19 protein-coding genes and 2 tRNA genes are annotated in these 20,594 nt (G+C 71.5%); 13 read left to right on the forward strand and 8 right to left on the reverse strand.

What is annotated here, in order from left to right; genetic code table 11:
- Positions 1 to 179 precede the first annotated feature (179 nt).
- The 4 genes from NRP21_RS04600 to NRP21_RS04615 all read right to left on the reverse strand — a co-directional run bounded on the left by NRP21_RS04600 (position 180) and on the right by NRP21_RS04615 (position 4,599).
- On the reverse strand, positions 180 to 1,769 hold the full coding sequence (locus NRP21_RS04600) for an ABC transporter substrate-binding protein (protein ID WP_257715001.1): 1,590 nt from the start codon (positions 1,767 to 1,769) through the stop codon (positions 180 to 182).
- A gap of 121 nt (positions 1,770 to 1,890) precedes the next feature.
- Positions 1,891 to 2,670, reverse strand: a complete 780-nt coding sequence (locus tag NRP21_RS04605) for an HpcH/HpaI aldolase/citrate lyase family protein (protein WP_257715002.1) — start codon at positions 2,668 to 2,670, stop codon at positions 1,891 to 1,893.
- Between the two features lie 94 nt (positions 2,671 to 2,764).
- Positions 2,765 to 3,463 (reverse strand): DUF1045 domain-containing protein, encoded by a 699-nt coding sequence (locus NRP21_RS04610; RefSeq protein ID WP_257715003.1) that lies wholly within the window; start codon positions 3,461 to 3,463, stop codon positions 2,765 to 2,767.
- Positions 3,460 to 4,599, reverse strand: a complete 1,140-nt coding sequence (locus tag NRP21_RS04615) for an alpha-D-ribose 1-methylphosphonate 5-triphosphate diphosphatase (RefSeq protein ID WP_257715004.1) — start codon at positions 4,597 to 4,599, stop codon at positions 3,460 to 3,462. Before NRP21_RS04615 ends, NRP21_RS04610 begins: the two co-directional genes overlap by 4 nt.
- 99 nt (positions 4,600 to 4,698) lie before the next feature.
- Here NRP21_RS04615 and phnF point away from each other — a divergent pair, with 99 nt between their 5' ends.
- The gene (gene phnF / locus NRP21_RS04620; protein ID WP_257715005.1) at positions 4,699 to 5,445 is read left to right on the forward strand and encodes a phosphonate metabolism transcriptional regulator PhnF; all 747 of its coding nucleotides are present in this window, start codon (positions 4,699 to 4,701) and stop codon (positions 5,443 to 5,445) included.
- Positions 5,446 to 5,504: 59 nt separating this feature from the next.
- Here the strand turns inward: phnF and NRP21_RS04625 are convergent.
- Positions 5,505 to 5,580: transfer RNA gene (locus NRP21_RS04625), tRNA-Asn, on the reverse strand.
- 110 nt (positions 5,581 to 5,690) lie between these two features.
- Positions 5,691 to 5,764 (reverse strand) — tRNA-Cys (locus NRP21_RS04630).
- A gap of 150 nt (positions 5,765 to 5,914) precedes the next feature.
- Here NRP21_RS04630 and NRP21_RS04635 point away from each other — a divergent pair.
- From NRP21_RS04635 to NRP21_RS04685, 11 genes are all read left to right on the forward strand, one after another.
- The gene (locus tag NRP21_RS04635; RefSeq protein WP_257715006.1) at positions 5,915 to 6,577 is read left to right on the forward strand and encodes a protein-L-isoaspartate O-methyltransferase family protein; all 663 of its coding nucleotides are present in this window, start codon (positions 5,915 to 5,917) and stop codon (positions 6,575 to 6,577) included.
- Positions 6,578 to 6,726: 149 nt separating this feature from the next.
- The gene (locus tag NRP21_RS04640) at positions 6,727 to 8,190 is read left to right on the forward strand and encodes a TolC family outer membrane protein (RefSeq protein ID WP_257715007.1); all 1,464 of its coding nucleotides are present in this window, start codon (positions 6,727 to 6,729) and stop codon (positions 8,188 to 8,190) included.
- Between the two features lie 8 nt (positions 8,191 to 8,198).
- Complete coding sequence (locus NRP21_RS04645) at positions 8,199 to 8,750, forward strand: DUF2497 domain-containing protein (RefSeq protein WP_257715008.1); 552 nt, start codon at positions 8,199 to 8,201, stop codon at positions 8,748 to 8,750.
- A 108-nt stretch (positions 8,751 to 8,858) separates the two neighbouring features.
- Positions 8,859 to 11,555 carry a valine--tRNA ligase gene (locus tag NRP21_RS04650; protein WP_257715103.1) on the forward strand — a complete coding sequence of 899 codons (2,697 nt, stop codon included), beginning with the start codon at positions 8,859 to 8,861 and terminating at the stop codon, positions 11,553 to 11,555.
- Complete coding sequence (locus NRP21_RS04655) at positions 11,555 to 11,740, forward strand: hypothetical protein (protein ID WP_257715009.1); 186 nt, start codon at positions 11,555 to 11,557, stop codon at positions 11,738 to 11,740. Before NRP21_RS04650 ends, NRP21_RS04655 begins: the two co-directional genes overlap by 1 nt.
- 143 nt (positions 11,741 to 11,883) lie before the next feature.
- Positions 11,884 to 13,209: an MFS family transporter gene (locus NRP21_RS04660; protein WP_257715010.1), complete on the forward strand. Its 1,326-nt coding sequence runs from the start codon at positions 11,884 to 11,886 to the stop codon at positions 13,207 to 13,209.
- The gene (locus tag NRP21_RS04665) at positions 13,206 to 13,766 is read left to right on the forward strand and encodes a 3'-5' exonuclease (protein ID WP_257715011.1); all 561 of its coding nucleotides are present in this window, start codon (positions 13,206 to 13,208) and stop codon (positions 13,764 to 13,766) included. The genes NRP21_RS04660 and NRP21_RS04665 overlap by 4 nt, the downstream gene beginning before the upstream one ends.
- Before the next feature lie 95 nt (positions 13,767 to 13,861).
- The gene (ilvD, locus tag NRP21_RS04670; protein WP_257715012.1) at positions 13,862 to 15,586 is read left to right on the forward strand and encodes a dihydroxy-acid dehydratase; all 1,725 of its coding nucleotides are present in this window, start codon (positions 13,862 to 13,864) and stop codon (positions 15,584 to 15,586) included.
- Between the two features lie 69 nt (positions 15,587 to 15,655).
- A complete protein-coding gene (gene pdxA, locus NRP21_RS04675; RefSeq protein WP_257715013.1) occupies positions 15,656 to 16,666 on the forward strand; it encodes a 4-hydroxythreonine-4-phosphate dehydrogenase PdxA in 1,011 nt (336 codons plus the stop codon).
- Positions 16,663 to 17,394, forward strand: a complete 732-nt coding sequence (locus tag NRP21_RS04680; protein WP_257715014.1) for a pyridoxine 5'-phosphate synthase — start codon at positions 16,663 to 16,665, stop codon at positions 17,392 to 17,394. Before pdxA ends, NRP21_RS04680 begins: the two co-directional genes overlap by 4 nt.
- Positions 17,391 to 18,101, forward strand: coding sequence for a 2OG-Fe dioxygenase family protein (locus NRP21_RS04685; RefSeq protein ID WP_257715015.1), 711 nt, complete (start codon positions 17,391 to 17,393; stop codon positions 18,099 to 18,101). The genes NRP21_RS04680 and NRP21_RS04685 overlap by 4 nt, the downstream gene beginning before the upstream one ends.
- A gap of 18 nt (positions 18,102 to 18,119) precedes the next feature.
- Here NRP21_RS04685 and NRP21_RS04690 read toward each other — a convergent pair whose 3' ends face one another.
- Positions 18,120 to 18,890, reverse strand: coding sequence for an exodeoxyribonuclease III (locus NRP21_RS04690; RefSeq protein ID WP_257715016.1), 771 nt, complete (start codon positions 18,888 to 18,890; stop codon positions 18,120 to 18,122).
- Positions 18,891 to 18,898: 8 nt separating this feature from the next.
- Positions 18,899 to 19,267, reverse strand: coding sequence for a HesB/IscA family protein (locus NRP21_RS04695; protein ID WP_408639593.1), 369 nt, complete (start codon positions 19,265 to 19,267; stop codon positions 18,899 to 18,901).
- A gap of 87 nt (positions 19,268 to 19,354) precedes the next feature.
- On the opposite strand from NRP21_RS04695, the gene NRP21_RS04700 reads away from it, so the two are divergent.
- Positions 19,355 to 20,590 carry a deoxyguanosinetriphosphate triphosphohydrolase gene (locus tag NRP21_RS04700; RefSeq protein WP_257715017.1) on the forward strand — a complete coding sequence of 412 codons (1,236 nt, stop codon included), beginning with the start codon at positions 19,355 to 19,357 and terminating at the stop codon, positions 20,588 to 20,590.
- The last annotated feature ends 4 nt before the right edge of the window (positions 20,591 to 20,594 follow it).

Here is a 20,594-nt window from a genome sequence, read left to right on the forward strand (position 1 = left end):
GGGCGGGCCTTCTGGCCCGCCCAAGCTTCCTGGATTGCCGGGCGGGGCCCCAGGCCCCCCCCGCCCGCGGGGCTAAGGGCCCCGTAACCGGGCGGGCGGGGGGGGGGGGGGGGGGGGGGCCCCCCCCCCGGGGGGGGGGGGGGGGGGGCGCCCCCCCCCCCCCGCCCGGAGCGAGGGCATCAGGCCCGCTTCACGTTCCAGAATGTCGCGAAGCCCGGCAGCACGCCGGTGATGTCGCTGCGCCACGCCGTCGGCTGCAGGTGCTGGCCGAGCGGGTAGAAGGGCACCTCCTTCATCGCCTCGAGCTGCATGTCCCGGCAGATCGCCTTCTGCGCGGCCTCGTCCGCCGCATCGAACCAGCTGTTCCGCAACTCCTCGATACGCGGGATCGTCGCCCAGCCCGCGTATCCCGCCTCGCCCGCGCCGCGCAGGGCGAAGTGGCTGCCGGGATGCAGCCAGTCCGCGCCCACCCAGGTGGTGACGAAGGCGCTCCACCCGCCATCAGAGACCGGCCCCTTGCGGTTCCGCCGTTGGAGCATGGCGTTGAACTCGACCGTGTAGGTCTCTACGTTCATGCCGACCTGCCGGAACATGTCCTCCATCACCGCGCCGTGCGCGATCAGCGCCTGCGAGTTGGAGGGGATCATCAGCAGCACCGTCTCGCCCTTGTAGCCGGCCGCGGCGAGGTCGCGCTTCACCTTGGCCAGGTCGCGCTTGCCGTTCAGCGGCTCCAGCCCGGCATCGGTCGCCAGCGGGGTGTTAGGGCAGAAGAAGCCGAGCGGCACGTGATACATGGAGGGATCGGTCGGCCCGACCACCGCCTGCACGGCCGAGGTCTGGTCGATGGCGCCCCAGAGGGCGCGCCGGATCGCCGGGTTGTTGAACGGCGCCTGCAGATGGTTCACCTGCATCATCGAGACGAAGCCCGTGGGGTCGGAAACGGAGACCTTCACGCTGCGGTTCCGCCGCATCAGCGGCAGCTGGTCGTGATAGGCGTATTCCAGCCAGTCCCGCTCGCCGCTGATCAGCGCCGTCGTGGCGGTCGAGGGATCGGGGATGGTGTGCCACTCTACCCGGTCGAAGTTCACCACCTTCGGCCCGGCGGTCCAGGTTGGCGTGCCGCTCGGGCGCGGCACGTAGCCCTCGAACTTCGTGTAGACGTTCAGGGATCCCGGCACGCGCTCATCCGCCTTGAAGCGGAAGGGGCCGCTGCCGGTGATCTCCGTCACGGGCCGGAAGGGATCCGTCTCGGCCAGCCGCGCTGGCATCATGGCGCAAACGGGGGTGGCGGCCTTGCCCAGGGCCAGCGGCAGCAGCGGGAAGGGCTTCTTCAGGCGGAAGCGGATCGTGCGGTCATCCGGCGCGGAGAGCTCCTCCGTCGTGGCCATCAGCGCGCCGCCCATCGGGTCGCGCGCGGCCCAGCGCCTGATGGAGGCCACGCAGTCCCGCGCCAGCACCTTCTCGCCATCGTGGAAGCGCAGGCCCTCGCGCAGCGTCAGGGTCCAGAGCTTGCCGTCCTCGTCGATCCGGTGGCCTTCCACCATCTGCGGCACGGGCTGGTACTTCTCGTTCATCCCGTAAAGCGTGTCGTAGACCATGTAACCATGGTTGCGGCTGATGTAGGCCGTGGTGGTGACGGGATCGAGGACGATCAGGTCCTGCTGCGGGATGAAGCGCAGCGTGCTTGCGGATTGCGCGCGCACGATGGACGGCGCGGAGGCGGTGGAAAGGGCAAGGCCGGTGGCCTTCATCAGCGTGCGGCGATGCATCCGCGATCTCCTCTAATCGGCGACGCTTTCCCCCTGCGGAAGATCACCACGCCCGCCATGCGAAGGCCAGGGCGTTCCGCGTGCCTGGCGCCGCGCGTCCCGGGCGCCGGCGGGGGCCCGGTCAGCGCGCGCGGGCGAGGATGCGCTCCGCGCGCATCCGCACCGGCGCGTCGATCATCATCCCGTCGACGGAGACCGCGCCGCCGCCGCCCGCATCCATCACCCTGCGTGCCCACTCCACTTCGCCGGGCCCCGGCGCGAAGCCGCGCAGCACCGGCGCCACCTGGCGGGGATGGATGACGAGCTTGCCACCGAAGCCTAACTCCGCCGCGTGGCGCGCATCGTCCTCAGCCAGCGCGTCCTCGTTGATCCGGGCGGTCACTCCGTCCAGCGGCGCGCCGATGCCGGCGAGGCGGGAGGCCAGAACCAGTTCCGAGCGGGCCGCGAGCAGCGCTTGCCGGGTATGGGCGCAGCCGAGGTCCGCGGCGAAGTCGAGCGAGCCGAAGGCCAGCGCGGCGGCGCCGCCCGCCGCGATCTCCCGCACCGCGGCCAGGCCGCGGGCCGATTCGATGAGCGGGATCACGTCGAGAACGCCGATCAGGCGGCGCATGGCGTCGATGGTGGCCGGGCTTTCCGCCTTCGGCAGCAGGATCCCCGCGAGGTCGGCATCGGCCAGCGCCGCCACATCCTCCGAGTACCAGCGCGTGCCGGCCGGGTTGATCCGGACGTACACGGGGATGCCATCCAGCCGCGCGGCGGCCGCGTTCGCGCGGGCCGCTGCTTTCTCCTCGGGCGGGACCGCGTCCTCCAGGTCGATGATGACGGCGTCGGCGCCAGCGGCGGCCGCCTTGGCGAAGCGCTCCGGCCGGTGGCCGGGAACGAAGAGCGGGGCGATCAGCATGATGCGGTCTCCAAACGGGCGCCCGCGGTGCATGCCCGCACCGCGCCTCCTCCCCCGCCACTCTTGCCGGCCCGCCCTGCCCGGAGGAAGGGGTTCAGGCGCCCAGAGGCAGCCGCTCCGCGATCAGGAAGGGTGCGCCGGGCGCGGCCTGGGTGAAAAGGCACAGGGAGGTCACGCGGCGCGGCCGCGCGGAAACCTCGCCCAGATGGGCCAGCAGCGCCGGGCGGATCACCGCGTCCTGGTCCGGCGTGAGGCGCTGGGTCAGGGTCACGTGGAACCGCCATGCGCCGAAGACCTGCGGATAGCCCCAGCGGTGCAGGTTGTAGCGCCCGGCCGGATCCAGCCTCTCCGGACGGCGGCGGGCGATCTCCTCCCCGGTGGGCGGGGCGCGATGGACGTCCAGGGTCGCCACGCAGGCATCCGCCAGCCCCTGCAGGGCAGGGCAGGGGGCCGATTCCCGCAGCGCCAAGAAGCCGCCGAAGGAAGCCAGCTCCAGGGGTGGCAGGTCGAAGGGCGCCGTGCCCGCGGCCAGCGCCGCGGCCTCCTCCCGCATCGCCGCATAGAGGCCGGCGAGCCGGAAGGGCGGCTTCAGCGTGGCGTGCAGCCCGTAGCCGCGCGGGTCGGCGGTCAGCGCCGGCAGATCCAGGCCGGGAAGCTGCGGCTGGGAAAGCGGCGCGCCCGTCTCCGCGTCCCGCCCCAGCCAGGTGCTGCCCAGCCCGTGCAGCGGGTCATCGAGTTCCGGCGCCCAGTAGAGGGCGGCGCGCGCCGGGCCGCCCTGACGCTCGCCGCTCACGCGATGCGCGCCCCGCCGCGCCACACGGCCTGCACCACCGGCATGGTTCCGAACTCGCGCACGCGCACCAGGTCGGCCCGTAGCCCCGACGCGATCCGCCCGCGGTCATTCAGGTGAAGGGCACGGGCGGGGTTGTCCGTGACCGTTGCGACCGCGGCGGGGAGGCCCATCCCCGCCACCTCCGTCAACTTCCACGCGGCCTCGATCATCGCGGGCGGCACGTAGTCGGAGGCGATGATGTCCACCAGCCCTTCCCTCGCCAAGTCCGCCACGGCGACGTTGCCGGAATGGCTGCCACCGCGCACGAGGTTCGGCGCGCCCGCGATCACCGCCATGCCGTGCGCCTTGGCCGCACGGGCCGCCTCCAAATTCACGGGAAATTCGCTGATCTCGATCCCGTCGGCCGCGTTGCGCGCCACGACCGCCGGATCCCAGTCATCGTGCATGGCCACCGGGATCCCGCGCCCCTCGAAGAGGGAGAGCACGGCGCTCCGATGCCGCTCGGCATATCGTTCCCGCTGGGCCGTGAGGACGGCGATGCGGTCGTCCACCTCCTCCGGCTTGCGCCCGGCCTTCACGCGCATCTTCTTGTAGTGCGCGGCGTCCACGTACTGGCCCACGCCGGGGGTATGGTCCATCAGGCTGACCATGCGGAGATGCGGGTCGGCGTGGAACTCCTCCAGCATCTCCAGCATGTCGATGGCCGGCAGCTCGCAGCGCAGGTGCAGGAAATGCTCGGTCTTCAGCACTCCGGCGGCGGTGAGGGCGCCGAGGTCGCGGATGCCGTCGCGCGCGGTCTGAAGCCGGCTCTCGTCGAAGCCGAGATCGCCGAGGCAGAGCGCGTCCAGCACCGTCGTCACGCCCGCGACCGCCACCTGCCCGTCATGGGAAAGGAAGGCCGAGACCGAGGGCCAGCGGGCCATGCTGCGCGGCAGCACCTGGCGCTCCAGGTTGTCCGTGTGCACGTCCACGACGCCGGGAATCAGGTAGTCGCCCTCCAGGTCGATCGCGCCCGGGGCGTTGCTGCGGCCGGGCGCGACATGGGCGATCAGCCCGTCTCGCAGCAGCAGCGTGCCCTCCTGCACCCGATCGGGCAGCACCAGCCGGGCGTTGGTCAGGATCGTCTCGTCGTTCATGTCCTCCTTCTGCCCGAGCCGCGCGCCAGGGCAACCCCATGGGCGGCCCAACTTGTCTAGACAGGCCTCCCGCGCGCAGGATCGTGCGCGGAGGGCGGGATGGCGGATGTTGTGGTCAGGGCGGGCGGCATCGTCCTGTGGCGGCAGATCGCGGCCGCGCTGGAGGCCGCCATCGCGGCCGGGGAGCACGCGCCGGAGGACAGGCTGCCGAGCGAGGGGGTTCTGGCCGCCCGCTTCGGGGTGAACCGCCACACCGTCCGCCGGGCGCTGGACTCGCTCGCCCGGCGCGGGCTGATCAGCACGGAGCAGGGCAGGGGCAGCTTCGTCGCCGGCGAGGTCATGGACTACCCGCTGCACGGTCGCACCCGCCTTTTCGAGACCATCCGCGCCCAGCGCCGCGAACCGGCTAGCCGGATCCTGCGGGTCGCCGTCATGCCGGCGGCGCCGACCGTGGCGGCGGCGCTGGAGATCGGGCGCGGCCAGCCCGTGTTGCGGGTGGAGCGCCTGGGCCTGGCCGACGGACGGCCGCTGGTGCTCGGGACCCACCACCTGCCCCTGCCGCGATTCGCGCGCGCCGAGGCCGCGCTGCGCTCCGCACCCTCCATCACAGCCGCGCTCGCCGCCTGCGGCGTGCCGGACTACCGCCGGGCGAGCACCCGGATCACCGCCCGCCTGCCGACCGGCGAGGAGGCCGGGCGGCTGCGCCAATCCCGCGCCCGGCCCGTGCTGGCGAGCGAGGCGCTGAACCTCGACATGGAGGGAAGGCCCGTGGATTTCACCCTTGCCTGCTACGCGGCCGGGCGAGTGCAGGTGCTGGTGGAGGAGGCGCCCGGGACGGTGCGCTGACGGAGCGCTGCCCTCAACGGCGAAGGGGGAGGCGCCCTCCGGCACCTCCCCCCTCTCAATGGCTCCCCGAGTTGGACTCGAACCAACGACCTAGCGATTAACAGTCGCGTGCTCTACCAGCTGAGCTATCGGGGATCAGACCCGTTCTCCACCCCCTGGTGAGGGGCAGCGGGGCGCGCCGGATACCGCCTCCTTCCCGGTCCCGCAAGGGGGTCCCGGGGAAAAACCCGCGGGAGGGAAGGCGATGGAGGCCTGAGCGGGAATCGAACCCACATTCACGGATTTGCAGTCCGTTGCATCACCATTCTGCCATCAGGCCGGCACGCCCGCCGCATATCGCCTCCCGGACGCGGCGGGTCAACCCGCATCCGTCCGAAGGCCGCCGCGCGCGGCACCGTGAGCGCGCTTCCAACCCGGGGACGACGCGCCTATAAAACCGACCGGTTCAGTTGATGGGGCAGCGGGCGGCATGGACTTCGCCGAGGCGCGCAGGCGCATGGTTGACGGGCAGGTTAAGCCCAACCGGGTCACGGATCCCCGGATCTTCCTGGCGATGCAGGAGATCCCGAGGGAGCTGTTCGTGCCGGAGGCGCTGCGGGCACGGGCCCTGGCGGACGAGGATCTGCAGCTGGGCAAGGGGCGCGCGCTGATGCAGCCGATGACCCTCGCGCGGCTGCTGCAGCTCGCGGCGCCGCGGGCCGGGGAGCGCGTCCTGGTACCATCCGCCGGGGCGGGCTACGCCGCGGCGGTGCTGGCGCACATGGGTGCGCAGGTGATCGCGGTGGAAGAGGACGCTTCCCTCGCCGAGTCGGGCAGGGCAGCCATCGCGGCTTCCCGTCTCCCGCCGGGTGCGCTGCGTCAGGAAGCGGGCGCGGCCACGGCCGGCTTCCCGGCCGGCGGGCCCTACGACCTGATCTTCGTGGAGGGCGGGATTCCCGCCGTGCCCGACACCCTGATCGAGCAGCTGACGGAGGGTGGGCGAGTCGTCGCCATCCGCCTAGCGCCGGGCGAGACGGGCACCGCCATCGTCGGCCGCCGCGCGGGCGCCGGGCTGCGGATCGAGGAAGCGTTCGACCTTCGCGGCACGGCCATCCCGGCTTTCGCGCCGAAGCCGGGTTTCGTACTGGCCTGAAGCGTGCGGCCCCGCGGGGTTCAGGATGCGGAAAGGGTTCCTCCGCCATCCTGGCCCCGCCGAGAGCAAGGGGCTGGTTGAAGGGAACCAGGACAGGGTGGCAGCCCTGCGCCCGGCGGGGCGTGGGCGGCCATGAGGGAAAACAGCCGATGATCAGCAGACAAGTCCTGCGCCATCAGGATCCTGTCGCCGCGGCACCGGGACGCGGCGCACGCCCCTGGCTCGCGCCCGTGCTCGGCCTCGCCGTGCTGGCCGCGCCGGCCCTGGCCCGTGGCCAGACGCTGCAGGAGGCGCTGGCCCAGACCTATGCGAACAACCCCACCCTGGCCACGGCCCGCGCCCAGCTGCGCGTGGTGGACGAGAACGTGCCGCAGGCCCTCGCCGGCTGGCGCCCCACGGTCACCGTCACCGGCAGCGCGGGGTATGGCGTCGGCAACACCCGCCAGCGCTCCACCAACGTATTCGGCCAGCGTGTGGGCGTGAACACCGACACGGAGCGCGGGATCGCCTCCGTCCAGGCAACCGTCACCCAGCCGCTCTATCGCGGCGGCCGCACCGTGGCCGCCACGCGCCGGGCGGAGAACCAGGTGATGGCCCAGCGCGCACGCCTGCTGGCCACCGAGCAGCAGGTGCTGCAGGACGCCGTCACGGCCTATGTCAACGTCATTCGCTTCCAGGAGGAGGTTCGCCTCAACCTGAACAACGCGCAGGTCCTGCAGCGCCAGCTGGACGCGACCAACGAGCGCTTCCGGGTCGGCGAGATCACGCGCACGGACGTGGCCCAGGCCGAGAGCCGCCTGGCAGGCGCTCGCGCCTCCCGCGCCGATTCGGAGGGGCAGCTCCAGAACTCCCGCGCCGTGTTCCAGCGCGTGATCGGCGGTGCCCCGACCCGGCTGACCGCGCCCCAGCCCCTGTCGCCCGCGGCCCGCACCAACCAGGACGCGTCCCAGGTGGCGGCGCTGAACAACCCCGCCGTCGTAGCCGCCCTGTTCGACGAGGCGGCGGCCCGCGATTTCATCGACGTGCAGCTCGGCGCCCTGCTGCCGCAGGCCAGTCTCCAGGCCCAGGCCCTTCGCAGCGACAATCAGACGCTGCCGGGCTTCCGCAGCACGGGCGAGCAGGTCGTGGCCACGGTGACCGTGCCGATCTACCAGGGCGGCGCCGAGTACGCGGTGGTGCGACAGGCCCGCCAGGATGCCGCCCGGTTGCGGCAGGTGGTGGACGACCAGCGCCGCACCGCCTCTGCCCAGGCCGTCCAGGCCTGGGAGACGCTGCAGAGCGCCCGCGCCACCGTGGACAGCGTGCGCGCCCAGATCCGCGCCGCCGAGATCGCGCTGGACGGCGTGCAGCGCGAGGCGGTGGTGGGCAGCCGCACCACGCTCGACGTGCTGAACGCCGAGCAGGAGCTGCTGAACGCCCGCGTCTCACTCGTGCGGGCGCTGGCGAACGTGGTGACGGCCAGCCACTCCCTGGCCCAGGCCGTGGGGCGGCTGACGGCGCGGGACCTGCGCTTGCCGGTCGCGCTCTATGACATGGAGTCCTACTACAAGGCGGTGCGCGACCGCTGGGCCGGCCTCGGCGACTACACCGCGCCCCAGCCCGTCCAGCAGTAGGATCCCGCATGTCCGGCGCTGCCACCCCACCCGGCCAGGATCCGTCGATGGAGGACATCCTTGCCTCCATCCGCAAGATCCTGAACGAGGAGGAGGCCGCGCCGGCCGCCGAGGCCTCGCCCGCACCGCAGGCGAGGGAGGCCGGGCGGGAGCCCGAGCCGCCGCCGCTGGAGCTGACCGAGGCGATGCTGGTGTCGGTGCCGGCCGAGGCCCGGCTCCCGGATCCCCCTCCACCCGAGCCCGCTCCCGAGCCGCAGCCAGTGGAACCGCCCGCCCTAACGCCCCTGCCGATGCCCGCTCCGCTGCCGGACGCGTTGTCCGAGGGACTGGTGGCGCCTGCCACCGCCGCCGCCACGGCCGCCCTGATCGGGCAGCTCGCCCGCACGGTAGCCGCCGAGCGCGCCGCCCCTGTCCATCGCGGCGGCCCCTCGATCGAGGACGTGGTCCGGGAGGAGATGCGGCCGCTGCTGAAGGAGTGGATGGACGCCCACCTGCCCGCAATGGTGGAGCGGCTGGTCCGTGCGGAGATCGAGCGGGTGGTCAACCGTTCCCTCGGCTGAGCGGTGGGGCTACTGGGCAGGCCTGGTCCGGGCTAAGCAGGGCGGGCAGGGCAGGGGGGCGGTGATCGGGCCTTGACGCGGGGGGCGGCGGTCCGCCAAGCCTCCGCCATGCTCGACAAGACGCTCTCGCCCGCCGGCTTCGAGCCGCGCCTCTACCAGGGCTGGGAGGAATCGGGGGCCTTCACGGCCAACCCGGCCTCCGGCGCCGCACCCTTCACCATCATGATCCCGCCGCCCAACGTCACGGGCAGCCTCCATGTCGGCCACGCGCTGGACGTCACGATCCAGGACACGCTCATCCGCTTCCGCCGCATGCAGGGCCGGGACGCGCTGTGGCAGCCCGGCACGGACCATGCCGGCATCGCCACCCAGATGGTGGTGGAGCGCCTGCTGGCCGCCGAGGGCAAGGACCGGCGGGAGATGGGGCGCGAGGCCTTCCTCGACCGGGTCTGGCAGTGGAAGGGCGAGAGCGGCGGAACCATCACCCGCCAGCTTCGCCGCATGGGCGCCAGCCTCGACTGGTCGCGCGAGCGCTTCACCATGGATGAGGGCCTGTCCGAGGCCGTGCGGGAGGTCTTCGTGACCCTGCACCGCCAGGGGCTGCTCTACCGCGACCGCCGCCTGGTGAACTGGGACGTGAAGTTCCAGACCGCCATCTCCGACCTGGAGGTGGAGAGCAAGGAGGTGAAGGGCAGCCTCTGGCACCTGCGCTACCCCGTGGAGGGGCAGCCCGGCCGCTTCCTCGTGGTGGCGACCACGCGGCCCGAGACGATGCTGGGCGACACGGCCGTCGCCGTGAACCCGGAGGATGACCGCTTCCGCGACCTGGTGGGCAAGCACGTTGTCCTGCCCCTGGTCGGCCGCCGCATCCCCGTGGTGGCCGATGCCTATTCGGACCCGGAGAAGGGCTCGGGCGCGGTGAAGATCACGCCGGCGCACGACTTCAACGACTTCGAGGTCGGCCGCCGCCACGACCTGCCCTCCCCGAGCGTGCTGGACGCCGAGGGCCGCATGACCCTGGCAGAGATCGAGGGCGAGACCCGCGCCGAGCCCGGCGTGGCCGATCCCGCCTTCCTGGCCACCCTGGCGGGGATGGAGCGCTTCGAGGCCCGCAAGGCGATCCTGGCGGAACTGGAGCGGCTGGAGCTGATCGAGAAAATCGAGCCGCACACCCACGCCGTGCCGCATGGCGACCGCTCCGGCGTGCCCATCGAGCCGCGCCTGACCTGGCAGTGGTACGTGGACGCCGCGACGCTCGCGAAGCCGGCCGTCGAGGCGGTGGAGACCGGCAAGACCCAGTTCGTGCCGAAGCAGTGGGAGAACACCTTCTTCGCCTGGATGCGCGACATCCAGCCCTGGTGCGTCTCCCGCCAGCTCTGGTGGGGGCACCAGATTCCGGCCTGGTACGGGCCCGATGGTCATATCTTCGTCGAGCGCACCGAGGCGGAGGCCCTGGCCGCCGCCCGCGCCCGCTATGGCGACGACCGGGAACTGACGCGCGACCCCGACGTGCTGGACACCTGGTTCTCCTCCGGCCTCTGGCCCTTCTCCACGCTCGGCTGGCCGCGGCAGACGCCGGAACTGGCCCGCTACTACCCCGGCGATGTGCTGGTGACGGGCTTCGACATCATCTTCTTCTGGGTCGCCCGGATGATGATGCTGGGCATCCACTTCATGGGCGAGGTGCCGTTCAAGACCGTGAACATCCACGGGCTGGTGCGGGACGAGCGCGGCCAGAAGATGTCCAAGTCCAAGGGCAACGTCATGGACCCGCTGGAGCTGGCGGATGCCTATGGCGCCGATGCCCTGCGCTTCACCCTGGCCTCCTTCGCGGGCCCGGGCCGGGATGTGCGGCTCGGCCGGCAAAAGGTGGAGAGCAACCGCGCCTTCGTCACCAAGCTGTGGAACGCCGCCCGCTTCTGCGAGATGAACGGGATCGCGCCGGACCGCTCCTTCGACCCGATGAAGGCCTCCACGCCGCTGGCGCGCTGGATCATCGATGCGGGTAACGCGGCCATCGCCGAGGCGACGGCCGCGCTGGAAGCGTACCGGCTGGATGACTACGCGGCCGCCCTCTACCGCTTCACCTGGGGCAGCTTCTGCGACTGGTTCCTGGAGCTGGCCAAGCCGGCCCTGACCGGGCCGGACGGGGTGGAGAAGGATGAGGCGAAGGGTGCCGCCCAGCACGTGCTGGGGCTGATCCTTCGGCTGGCCCATCCGGTGATGCCCTATGTCACCGAAGAGCTGTGGGACCGCTTCGGCTACGGGCCGGAGGGCAGCCTCATCCGCACCTCCTGGCCCGAGCCCGTGGCCGTGATGGGAGCGGACGCCGCGCGGGCGGAGCTGAACTGGCTGGTGGGCTTCATCTCCGAGGTCCGCACGGTGCGGGCGGAGGTGAACGTGCCGCCCTCCGTCACCGTCCCGCTGCTGGTCCAGGGTGCCTCCGGCGAGACCATGGCCCGTGCGGCGCGCTGGATCGAGCCGATCCGCCGCATGGCCCGCGCGACCGAGGTGGCCTCCCATGAGGGCCCGGCCCCCGCCGGCGTGGCCCAGGCCGTGGTGGGCGAGGCGACGGTCATGCTGCCCCTCGAGGGCGTGGTGGACCTCGCCGCGGAGCGCGCGCGGCTCTCCAAGGAGCACGCGAAGGTGGAGGCCGAGGCCCGGAAGATCGCGCAGAAGCTGGCGAACCCGGACTTCACCAGCCGCGCGAAAGAAGAGGTGGTGGAGGAGACGCGCGAGCGCCTCGCTGGCGCCGAGGCCGAGGCGGCGCGGTTGGCCGCGGCCCTGTCCCGAATCGCGGCCTGATGCGCTTCTTCGACTTCTTCGCGCTAGCAGTGCTGGTGGCCGTGCCCATCCTGTGGTGCCGGTCCCGCCTGCCGCAGCTGAACCGGGAGCCACCGATCACCGACCGGCAGGCGGTGATGATCGGCTGCATCGTCGCCGTGCTGCTCTCGGGCTTCTACGTCTACCGCTACGTGCTGTACCGCTGAGGCGGTTTCTCGTCCGGGGTGGCCGCCATCCCGGACGGGCCAGCCGCGCTTTCTCCGCAACCCAGCCAGGGTCCGGGACTTCTGTCACGAGGCGCCACGGGGCGCATTACCTCGGTGACAATCCCTGATCTGGCGAGGTTCCCATGCCCGACGCGACCACCCTCAGCCCGGCGGAGGAGAGGGCCGACACCCGCAGGCGGGTCTGGGCCATCGTCGGCGGCTCCTCCGGCAACCTCGTCGAGTGGTACGATTTCTACGTCTATGCCGCGACGGCGCTCTACTTCGCGCCTGCCTTCTTCCCGTCGGGCGACAGCACCACGCAGCTGCTGAACTCGGCCGCTGTCTTCGCGGTGGGGTTCCTGATGCGCCCCATCGGCGGCTGGCTATTCGGCACCATCGGGGACCGCTTCGGCCGCCGCACCTCCATGATGATCTCCGTGCTCATGATGTGCTTCGGCTCGCTGATGATCGCGGTGCTGCCCACCTATGCCAGCATCGGCGTGGCGGCCCCCGTGCTGCTGGTGGTGGCGCGGCTGATCCAGGGCCTCTCCGTGGGCGGGGAGTACGGGACCAGCGCCACTTACATGAGCGAGGTGGCGGCCCAGAAGCACCGGGGCTTCTTCGCCTCCTTCCAGTACGTCACGCTCATCGGCGGCCAGCTGCTGGCGCTCTTGGTGCTGGTGATCCTGCAGGGCATCTTCCCGGCCGAGGAGATCCGCGCCTGGGCCTGGCGCATTCCGTTCTTCATCGGGGCGGCGGCCGCCATCGTCGCCCTCTTCCTGCGCCGCGCGCTGCATGAGACGACCACAAAGGCCAGCCGGTCCAAGGAGGGCACGGGGACGATCGCGCTTCTGCTGCGGCACCCCAAGCCGCTGCTGCAGGTCATCCTGCTGACCTCGGGCGGCAGCCTCGCCTTCTATACTTACACGACGTACATGCAGAAGTTCCTGGTCAACACCTCCGGCTTCTCCGCGGAGCGGGCGAGCGTGACCATGACCTTCGTTCTTTTCTGCTACATGTGCCTGCAGCCGCTCTTCGGAGCGATCTCGGACCGCGTGGGGCGCCGGATCTGCCTGATCCTCTTCGGGCTGGGCGGGGCAGTCATGACGGTCCCGCTGCTGACGATGCTGGCGGGCGTCACCTCCTCCGTCAGCGCTTTCGCCATCATCCTCGGCGCTCTTGCGGTGGTCAGCCTCTACACGTCGATCTCCGGCGTGGTGAAGGCGGAGCTCTTCCCGGCGGAAATCCGGGCGCTTGGCGTGGGGCTTGGCTACGCCATCGCGAATTCTCTCTTCGGCGGCACCGCGGAGTACGTGGCGCTGTGGTTCAAGGCGCAGGGAATGGAGAGCAGCTTCTTCTGGTATGTCTCCGGCCTCTGCGTCCTTTCTCTGCTCGCGGCCATCTCCATGCGCGACACGCGGGTGCACGGCCACCTGGCACGGGAAGAGGCGGAAGGGGTGATCCGTTGATCGTCTTTCTCGACTTCGAGGCGAGCGGGCTGGGCAAGCACGGCTACCCCATCGAAGTCGGCTGGGCGGCCGAGGATGGGACGGAGGAGAACCACCTCATCCGCCCCGCCCCGGGCTGGGAGGAGTGGGACGAGGGTGCCGAGGCGATTCACGGCATCAGCCGGGAACGCCTTGAGCGCGAGGGCGAGCCGCACGAGGCCGTAGCGCGGCGGATGGTGGCGGTGCTGACCGGCCACGACCTCTATGTTTCCGCACCTTCCTGGGACGGGCACTGGCTCAGCCTCCTCCTCCGCGCCGCCGGCCTGCCCCGGCACGCCCTGCGGCTGCGGGACACGGAGGAGGCTCGCCAGGGGGCAGCCCTTTCCGCGCTGAAGGCGGCAGGGTTGGACCCGGCGGAGCACAGCGGCGTCTTGGTCTCGATCCTCGGGCAGATGACAGAGCGGGCCGAGAACGGAACCCCTGCTCACCGAGCCATGGAGGACTCCCGGCGGGAGCTTGCCCTGTGGCGCGAGACCCGGCGCCGGATGGACGAGGCGATTGCCGGGCTGAAGGGCTAGGGAAGGGCTGCATTGCGCGCCGCGCCGTTGCGGCAGGCGGTTCGTTGCGCGATACAGCCCGGCGCGAGAGGAAAATGCCCCAGAGGACAATGGATATGCCGGACAACACCTGGGACAAGTCCCGCCTTCCCAGCCGCCACGTGACCGTGGGGCCGGAGCGCGCCCCGCATCGCTCCTACTACTACGCCATGGGCATGACGGAGGAGGAGATCGCCCAGCCGCTGGTGGGCGTCGCCACCTGCTGGAACGAGGCCGCCCCCTGCAACATCGCGCTCAACCGCCAGGCGCAGAGCGTCAAGACCGGCGTGAAGCAGGCCCACGGGTCGCCCCGCGAGTTCACCACCATCACGGTGACGGACGGCATCGCCATGGGTCACCAGGGCATGAAGTCGTCCCTCGCCAGCCGCGACGCCATCGCCGACACGGTGGAGCTGACCATGCGCGGCCACTGCTACGACGCGATGGTCGGGCTGGCCGGCTGCGACAAGTCCTTGCCCGGCATGATGATGGCGATGCTGCGCCTGAACGTGCCCAGCGTGTTCATGTATGGCGGCTCCATCCTGCCCGGCCACTTCAAGGGCAAGGACGTGACGGTCGTGGACGTGTTCGAGGCTGTGGGCATGCACGCCGCCGGCCGCATGTCCGACGAGGAGCTGCACGAGCTGGAATGCGTGGCCTGCCCCAGCGCCGGCGCCTGCGGCGGCCAGTTCACCGCCAACACCATGGCCACCGTGTCGGAGGCGATCGGCCTCGCGCTCCCCGGTTCCGCCGGCGCCCCGGCGCCCTATGAGGACCGCGACAAGTGGGCGGTGGAATCTGGCCGCGCGGTGATGAACCTGCTGCGGAAGAACATCCGCCCGCGCGACATCGTCACCATGGACAGCCTCTACAACGCCGCCCTGATCGTGGGCGCCACCGGCGGCTCCACCAATGCCGGCCTGCACCTGCCGGCCATGGCGCATGAGGCGGGGATCAAGTTCACCCTGCACGACGTGGCGGAGATCATGCGGAAGGCGCCCTATATCGGCGACCTGAAGCCCGGCGGCCGCTACGTGGCCTTCGACGTCTACAAGGTCGGCGGCATCCCCGTAATCGTAAAGGCGCTGCTGGAGGCCGGGCTTCTGCGGGGCGACTGCATGACGGTGACCGGCAAGACGCTCGCGGAGAACCACCGTGAGGTGATCTTCCCGAAGGACCAGGACGTGATCCGCCCCGTTTCCAACCCGCTTTCCGAGACGGGCGGCGTGGTCGGGCTGAAGGGCAACCTCGCCCCGGACGGCGCCATTGTGAAAATCGCCGGCATGAAGGAGCTGCGCTTCGAGGGCACGGCACTCTGCTTCGACCGCGAGGAGGACGCCTTCGCGGCCGTGGAGGCCCGTGCCTACAAGAAGGGCGACGTGATCATCATCCGCTACGAGGGGCCGAAGGGCGGCCCGGGCATGCGGGAGATGCTCTCCACCACGGCCGCCCTCTACGGCCAGGGTGCGGGGGCGGATGTAGCCCTGATCACCGATGGCCGCTTCTCCGGCGCCACCCGCGGCTTCTGCATCGGGCATGTCGGGCCTGAGGCGGCGGTGGGCGGGCCGATCGCGCTGCTGAAGGATGGCGACCGCATCGTGATCGACGCCGGCAAGGGCACGATCGACGTGGACCTCTCCGATGAGGAGCTGGCCCGGCGCAAGGCCGAGTGGAAGCCGCGCAAGACGGACTACAACTCCGGCGCGCTGTGGAAATACGCTCAGCTCGTCGGCCCGGCCCATCTCGGCGCCGTCACCCATCCCGGCGGCGAGGCGGAGACCCACGTCTACGCCGACATTTGATCGGCACGGGGCAGCCATGATCCGGCGGCGCGGTGCGGCAGAGGGCCGCGCCGTGCCAGTCTCCCAGGGATGAGCACGCCGCCTCTCGCCCTGACGATGGGGGACCCTGCCGGGATCGGTGGGGAACTGACCCTGGCTGCCTGGGCGCGGCTGCGCGCCTCAGGCCCCGCCTTCCTGGCGCTGGATGACCCGGCGCGGCTCTCCGCCCTGGCCGCGCGGCTCGGCTGGGACGTGCCGGTCGCGCCCGTCTCCGGCCCGGAGGAGGCGGCGGCGGTCTTCACCGACCGCCTTCCCGTGATGACGATCCGCCTGCCTTCGCCCTCCGTCCCCGGCACGCCGGACCCGGCCAACGCCCCGGCGGTGCTCGGCTCGATCGAGCGGGCAGTCGCCATGGCGGTGGCAGGGCAGGTGGGGGGAGTCGTCACCAATCCCATCAGCAAGGCCACGCTCTACCGCACCGGTTTCGCCTTCCCCGGCCACACCGAGTTCCTCGGCGCCCTTACCGGCACCGCCGAACCGCCGGTGATGCTGCTCGCCTCGCCCATGCTGCGGGTCGTGCCCGTCACCATCCACGTCTCGCTCCGCCGCGCGCTGGATACGCTGAGCACGGCGGAGATCATCCGCACCGGCCTCGCCCTGCACCGCGGCCTGCGGGAGGGCTTCGGCATCGGGAGCCCGCGTATCGCCGTGGCCGGGCTGAACCCCCATGCGGGCGAGGAGGGCGCGATGGGGGACGAGGAGCCGCGGCTCGTCCTTCCCGCCATCCAGGCGTTGCGCGCCGAGGGCGTGGATGCCGTCGGCCCCCTTCCGCCGGACACGATGTTCACCGCCCGCGCCCGCACTGGCTACGACGCCGCCCTCTGCCTCTACCACGACCAGGCGCTGATCCCGATCAAGACGCTGGACATGGATGGCGGCGTGAACGTGACGCTGGGCCTGCCGATCATCCGCACCTCGCCGGACCACGGCACCGCCTTCGGCATAGCCGGGCAGGGCATCGCCGATCCGGGCAGCCTTATCGCCGCCCTCCGCCTCGCGGCCGACATGGCCGCGCGCCGCTTTCCGAAGGCCGCCGCATGATCCCCATCCGCCTCGGCATCAACGTCGATCACGTCGCCACCCTCCGGAACGCCCGGGGCGGGGTGCATCCCGATCCCGTCGCCGCCGCGCGGCTGGCGCTGGCGAACGGGGCGGACAGCATCACCATCCACCTGCGGGAGGACCGGCGGCACATCCGGGACGCCGACTGCACGGCCATGAAGGCCGGCATCACCGCCCCCATCAACCTTGAGATGGCCGCCACGGCGGAGATGCAGGCCATTGCCCTGTTCCTGCTTCCCCATGCCTGCTGCCTGGTGCCGGAGAAGCGGGCGGAGCTGACGACGGAGGGCGGGTTGGACGCCGCCGGGCAGGTGGAAGCGCTGCGGCCGGTGGTCGGCGCCCTCGTGGAAGCGGGGATCCGCGTCTCCCTGTTCCTGGATCCCGATGCGCGCCAGATCGAGGCGGCCGCCCGCCTCGGTGCGAAAGCCGTCGAACTGCACACCGGCACCTTCTGCGAGGCGGCGCCCGGCGCGGCGCGGGACGCGGAACTTGCCCGGCTGCGGGCGGCAGCGGGGCAAGTTGCGGCGCTCGGCCTGGAATGCCACGCCGGGCACGGGCTGGACTACGAGACCGCGCCCCTCCTCGCCGCCATCCCCGAGGTGGTGGAGCTCAACATCGGGCACTTCCTCATGGGCCAGGCGCTGTTCGATGGCATTGGCCCGGCCGTGGCCCGCATGCGGCAAGTCATGGAGGCGGCAAGGCCATGAGCGGGCCGGAGAGCACCATCGCCGAGACCGGCTACGTCTCCCTCTCTGGCGCCGAGGCTCGCCGCAGCTTCGATCCGGCCGGCGCTGCCCTCTCCGGCCCCGCCTGGGCCGGGTTCGCCGCCAGCTGGGACGATCTGCGCCCGGACACCTACATGGCCGATGGCGGCCGCTACCGCCTGCGCCGCCACGCCATCTACACGGCGGCCCCCGGCACGCCGCTCGCCCGCGCGCCGCACGGCCCGCATTTCCAGGCCACCCGCTTCAACACGCTGAACGGCGGCATCGACCGCTGGTTCGAGCCCGTGGCCCAGCCCATCGGGGAGGGGCCGGCCTTGCGGGCCCTGCTGGAGGGTGCAAGGGCCGTTTTCGACCGCCTCGCCCCCGGCGCTACTTGGAAAGTGGAGGTCCATCAGTTCCGCATCGAGGCCCGGCCGGACGAGGCGGGCAAGCCCACTCCGGAGGGGATGCACTCGGACGGGGTGGACTACGTCATGGTGATGATGATCGGCCGCGAGAACGTGGAGGGCGGCGTGACCGGCATCGAGATTGACGGCCGCGAGGCCGCGAGCTTCACCCTCTCAGAGCCCTGCGACGCCGTGCTGCTGGACGACAACCGGGTGAAGCACGGGGTCACCCCCATCCGCCCGATCGATCCCTCCCACCCCGGCCACCGGGACGTGCTCGTGCTGACCTTCCGGAAGACCTGACCGGCCGGGCCGGATGGTCTAGTCCGCGAGGTCGAACAGCACCGGCGCGTGGTCGGAGGGCGTTTCCTCCGATCGCGCCGCGAGGTCCACGAAAGCCCCCGCCAGCCGCTCCGCCAGCTCGGCGCTGAGCAGGGCATGGTCGATCCGAAGCCCCCGGTTCGCCTCGAAGGCCGGGCCGTAGTCCCAGTAGGTCCAGGGCGCATCGCCTGGGTGCAGGGCCCGCAGCGCGTCTGTCATGCCGAGATGGGTGATGGCGCGGAAGGCGGCGCGGCTCTCCGACCGCACCAGGGCGTCCGTGGGTGGCAGGGCGCCGGGGGAGAAGTCCGCGTCCGTCGGGCATACGTTGAAGTCGCCCAGCACGGCATAGGGGGTGAAGGCGTCCAACCGCTCAGCCACACGTGCCCGCAGCCGCGCCATCCAGGCCAGCTTGTAGGCGTAGCCCGCATCGCCTCCCGAGTTGCCGTTGGGCAGGTAGATGCCGGCGATGTTCGCTCCAGCCGCGCGCACCTCCACGAACCGGGCGTGGGTGTCGTCATCCCCGTCCGGCAGCGCCTCGTCCACCACCTCGAAGGGAATCCGGGCCACCACCGCCACCCCGTTCCGCCCGCCAGGCTGGCCCACGGCATGGACTCGGTAGCCCAGGTCGGCCACCTCCATGCCCGGGAACTCCTCCGTCCGGCATTTCAGTTCCTGGAGGAAGATGAGGTCGGGCGAGTGCCGCTCGATCAGCCGGCGCAGATGCGGCATCCGCTTCCGCGCCGAGTTCACGTTGAAGGTGCAGAGTCGCAAAGGGGCGTTCAGACCGAGAAGGAGACGCCGCAGCCGCAGCCGGAGGCCGCGACGGGGTTGCGCACACGGAAATGGGCGCCGATCAGCTCATCCGCCCAGTCCAGTTCCGCCCCGCGCAGCAGGTCCAAGGAGACGGGGTCGATGAAGACCCGCCCCTCGACCACCAGGTCCTCGGCATCGGGTGCGTCGGCCAGGTCGAACTTGTACTGGAAGCCGGAACAGCCCCCGGCCTCGACGGCCAAGCGCAGCCCGGCGGCTGGGCGGCCCTGGGCGGCCGCGATCTCGACCACCTGCGCCAGGGCGGACGGGGTAACGGAGAAAGGGGCGGGCTGGTGGCTGCCGTCCGGCATGGAAACCTCGGGGAACTGGCGATTCACCCCTAAGATAGGCGTTCCACCCGGCTTCTCCAACGCGCGCCAGCCTTGCCGCCCGCGCGGGGCGGGTGCTACGGCCCGCCACACGCCATGGACGCCCCCAACCCCCCAGCCGCCGCGCGCGACCCGCAGGAGCAGGCCCGCCCCGACCTCGCGCGGCCGGACCTTGCGCGACCGGACCTGGCGCCGTGGGCGGTCAAGCCCGGCGCCTCGCGCGGGCGCCTCTACCCGGAGGATGGGGGAGGGGGGCGGTCCCCTTATCAGCGAGACCGGGACCGGATCATCCACTCCACCGCCTTCCGGCGGCTGCAGTACAAGACCCAGGTCTTCATCTACCACGAGGGCGACGCCTTCCGGACGCGGCTGACCCACTCCATCGAGGCGGCGCAGATCGCGCGCTCCATCGCGCGCCAGCTCCATCTGGACGAGGACCTGGCGGAAGCCCTGGCCCTGGCCCACGACCTCGGCCATCCCCCCTTCGGCCATGCGGGGGAGGAGGCGCTGAACGGGGTGATGCGACCGTTTGGCGGCTACGATCACAATGCCCAGTCCCTGAAGGCCGTGACGCTGCTAGAGCACCGCTACGCCGGCTTCGATGGACTGAATCTGACCTGGGAGACGCTGGAGGGGCTGGCGAAGCACAACGGCCCCCTGCGCCGCCCGCCGCCCTACATCGCGGAATACTCCGCCCGCCACGATCTGGAGCTGCACTGCCACGCCAGCGCCGAGGCCCAGGCCGCGGCCATCGCGGACGACATCGCCTACAACAACCACGACCTGGATGACGGGCTGCGCGCCGGTCTCTTCACCCTGGAGGAGGCCTGCCGCCTGCCGCTGGTGGCCGAGGCGCGGGACCTGGCCATGGCGGCCGTGCCCGCCGACACCCCGCTGGACCGGCTGGGCAGCGAGATCATCCGGCGCGTGATCAACCTGATGATCGTGGACGTGACCGAGGAGGCGAAGCGCCGCATCGCCGCGCTGGGGCCGAAGGACGTGTCTGACATCCGGCGCGCTGATCGCCCGGTGGTCTTCTTCTCCGACCGCATGCGCGCCCTGAACCAGGAAACGCGCGATTTCCTCTTCGGCCGCATGTACCGCCACTGGCGGGTGAACCGCACCACACTGAAGTCGAAGCGCGTGCTGCAGGTGATGTTCTCACTGCTGCACGGCCAGCCGGACATGCTGCCCCCCTCCTGGGCGGAGCGCGCGGGCGAGGCGGGATCCCCCCTCGCCGCCCGCACGGTCTGCGACTGGCTGGCGGGCATGACCGACAAGTTCGCCCTCGAAGAATACCGTCGCCTGACGGACCCCCACACTCCCGGCTGACCAG

The organism is Roseomonas populi (assembly GCF_024594815.1).
In the GTDB taxonomy this organism is placed as follows: Bacteria; Pseudomonadota; Alphaproteobacteria; order Acetobacterales; family Acetobacteraceae; genus Roseomonas; species Roseomonas populi.

Coding starts and splice junctions, on each gene's coding strand:
- NRP21_RS04600 (WP_257715001.1), bottom strand. CDS start 1,769: ATGCATCGCCGCACGCTGATGAAGGCCACCGGCCTTGCCCTTTCCACC.
- NRP21_RS04605 (WP_257715002.1), bottom strand. CDS start 2,670: ATGCTGATCGCCCCGCTCTTCGTTCCCGGCCACCGGCCGGAGCGCTTC.
- NRP21_RS04615 (WP_257715004.1), bottom strand. CDS start 4,599: ATGAACGACGAGACGATCCTGACCAACGCCCGGCTGGTGCTGCCCGAT.
- phnF (WP_257715005.1), top strand. CDS start 4,699: ATGGCGGATGTTGTGGTCAGGGCGGGCGGCATCGTCCTGTGGCGGCAG.
- NRP21_RS04635 (WP_257715006.1), top strand. CDS start 5,915: ATGGACTTCGCCGAGGCGCGCAGGCGCATGGTTGACGGGCAGGTTAAG.
- NRP21_RS04640 (WP_257715007.1), top strand. CDS start 6,727: ATGATCAGCAGACAAGTCCTGCGCCATCAGGATCCTGTCGCCGCGGCA.
- NRP21_RS04645 (WP_257715008.1), top strand. CDS start 8,199: ATGTCCGGCGCTGCCACCCCACCCGGCCAGGATCCGTCGATGGAGGAC.
- NRP21_RS04650 (WP_257715103.1), top strand. CDS start 8,859: ATGCTCGACAAGACGCTCTCGCCCGCCGGCTTCGAGCCGCGCCTCTAC.
- NRP21_RS04655 (WP_257715009.1), top strand. CDS start 11,555: ATGCGCTTCTTCGACTTCTTCGCGCTAGCAGTGCTGGTGGCCGTGCCC.
- NRP21_RS04660 (WP_257715010.1), top strand. CDS start 11,884: ATGCCCGACGCGACCACCCTCAGCCCGGCGGAGGAGAGGGCCGACACC.
- ilvD (WP_257715012.1), top strand. CDS start 13,862: ATGCCGGACAACACCTGGGACAAGTCCCGCCTTCCCAGCCGCCACGTG.
- pdxA (WP_257715013.1), top strand. CDS start 15,656: ATGAGCACGCCGCCTCTCGCCCTGACGATGGGGGACCCTGCCGGGATC.
- NRP21_RS04680 (WP_257715014.1), top strand. CDS start 16,663: ATGATCCCCATCCGCCTCGGCATCAACGTCGATCACGTCGCCACCCTC.
- NRP21_RS04685 (WP_257715015.1), top strand. CDS start 17,391: ATGAGCGGGCCGGAGAGCACCATCGCCGAGACCGGCTACGTCTCCCTC.
- NRP21_RS04700 (WP_257715017.1), top strand. CDS start 19,355: ATGGACGCCCCCAACCCCCCAGCCGCCGCGCGCGACCCGCAGGAGCAG.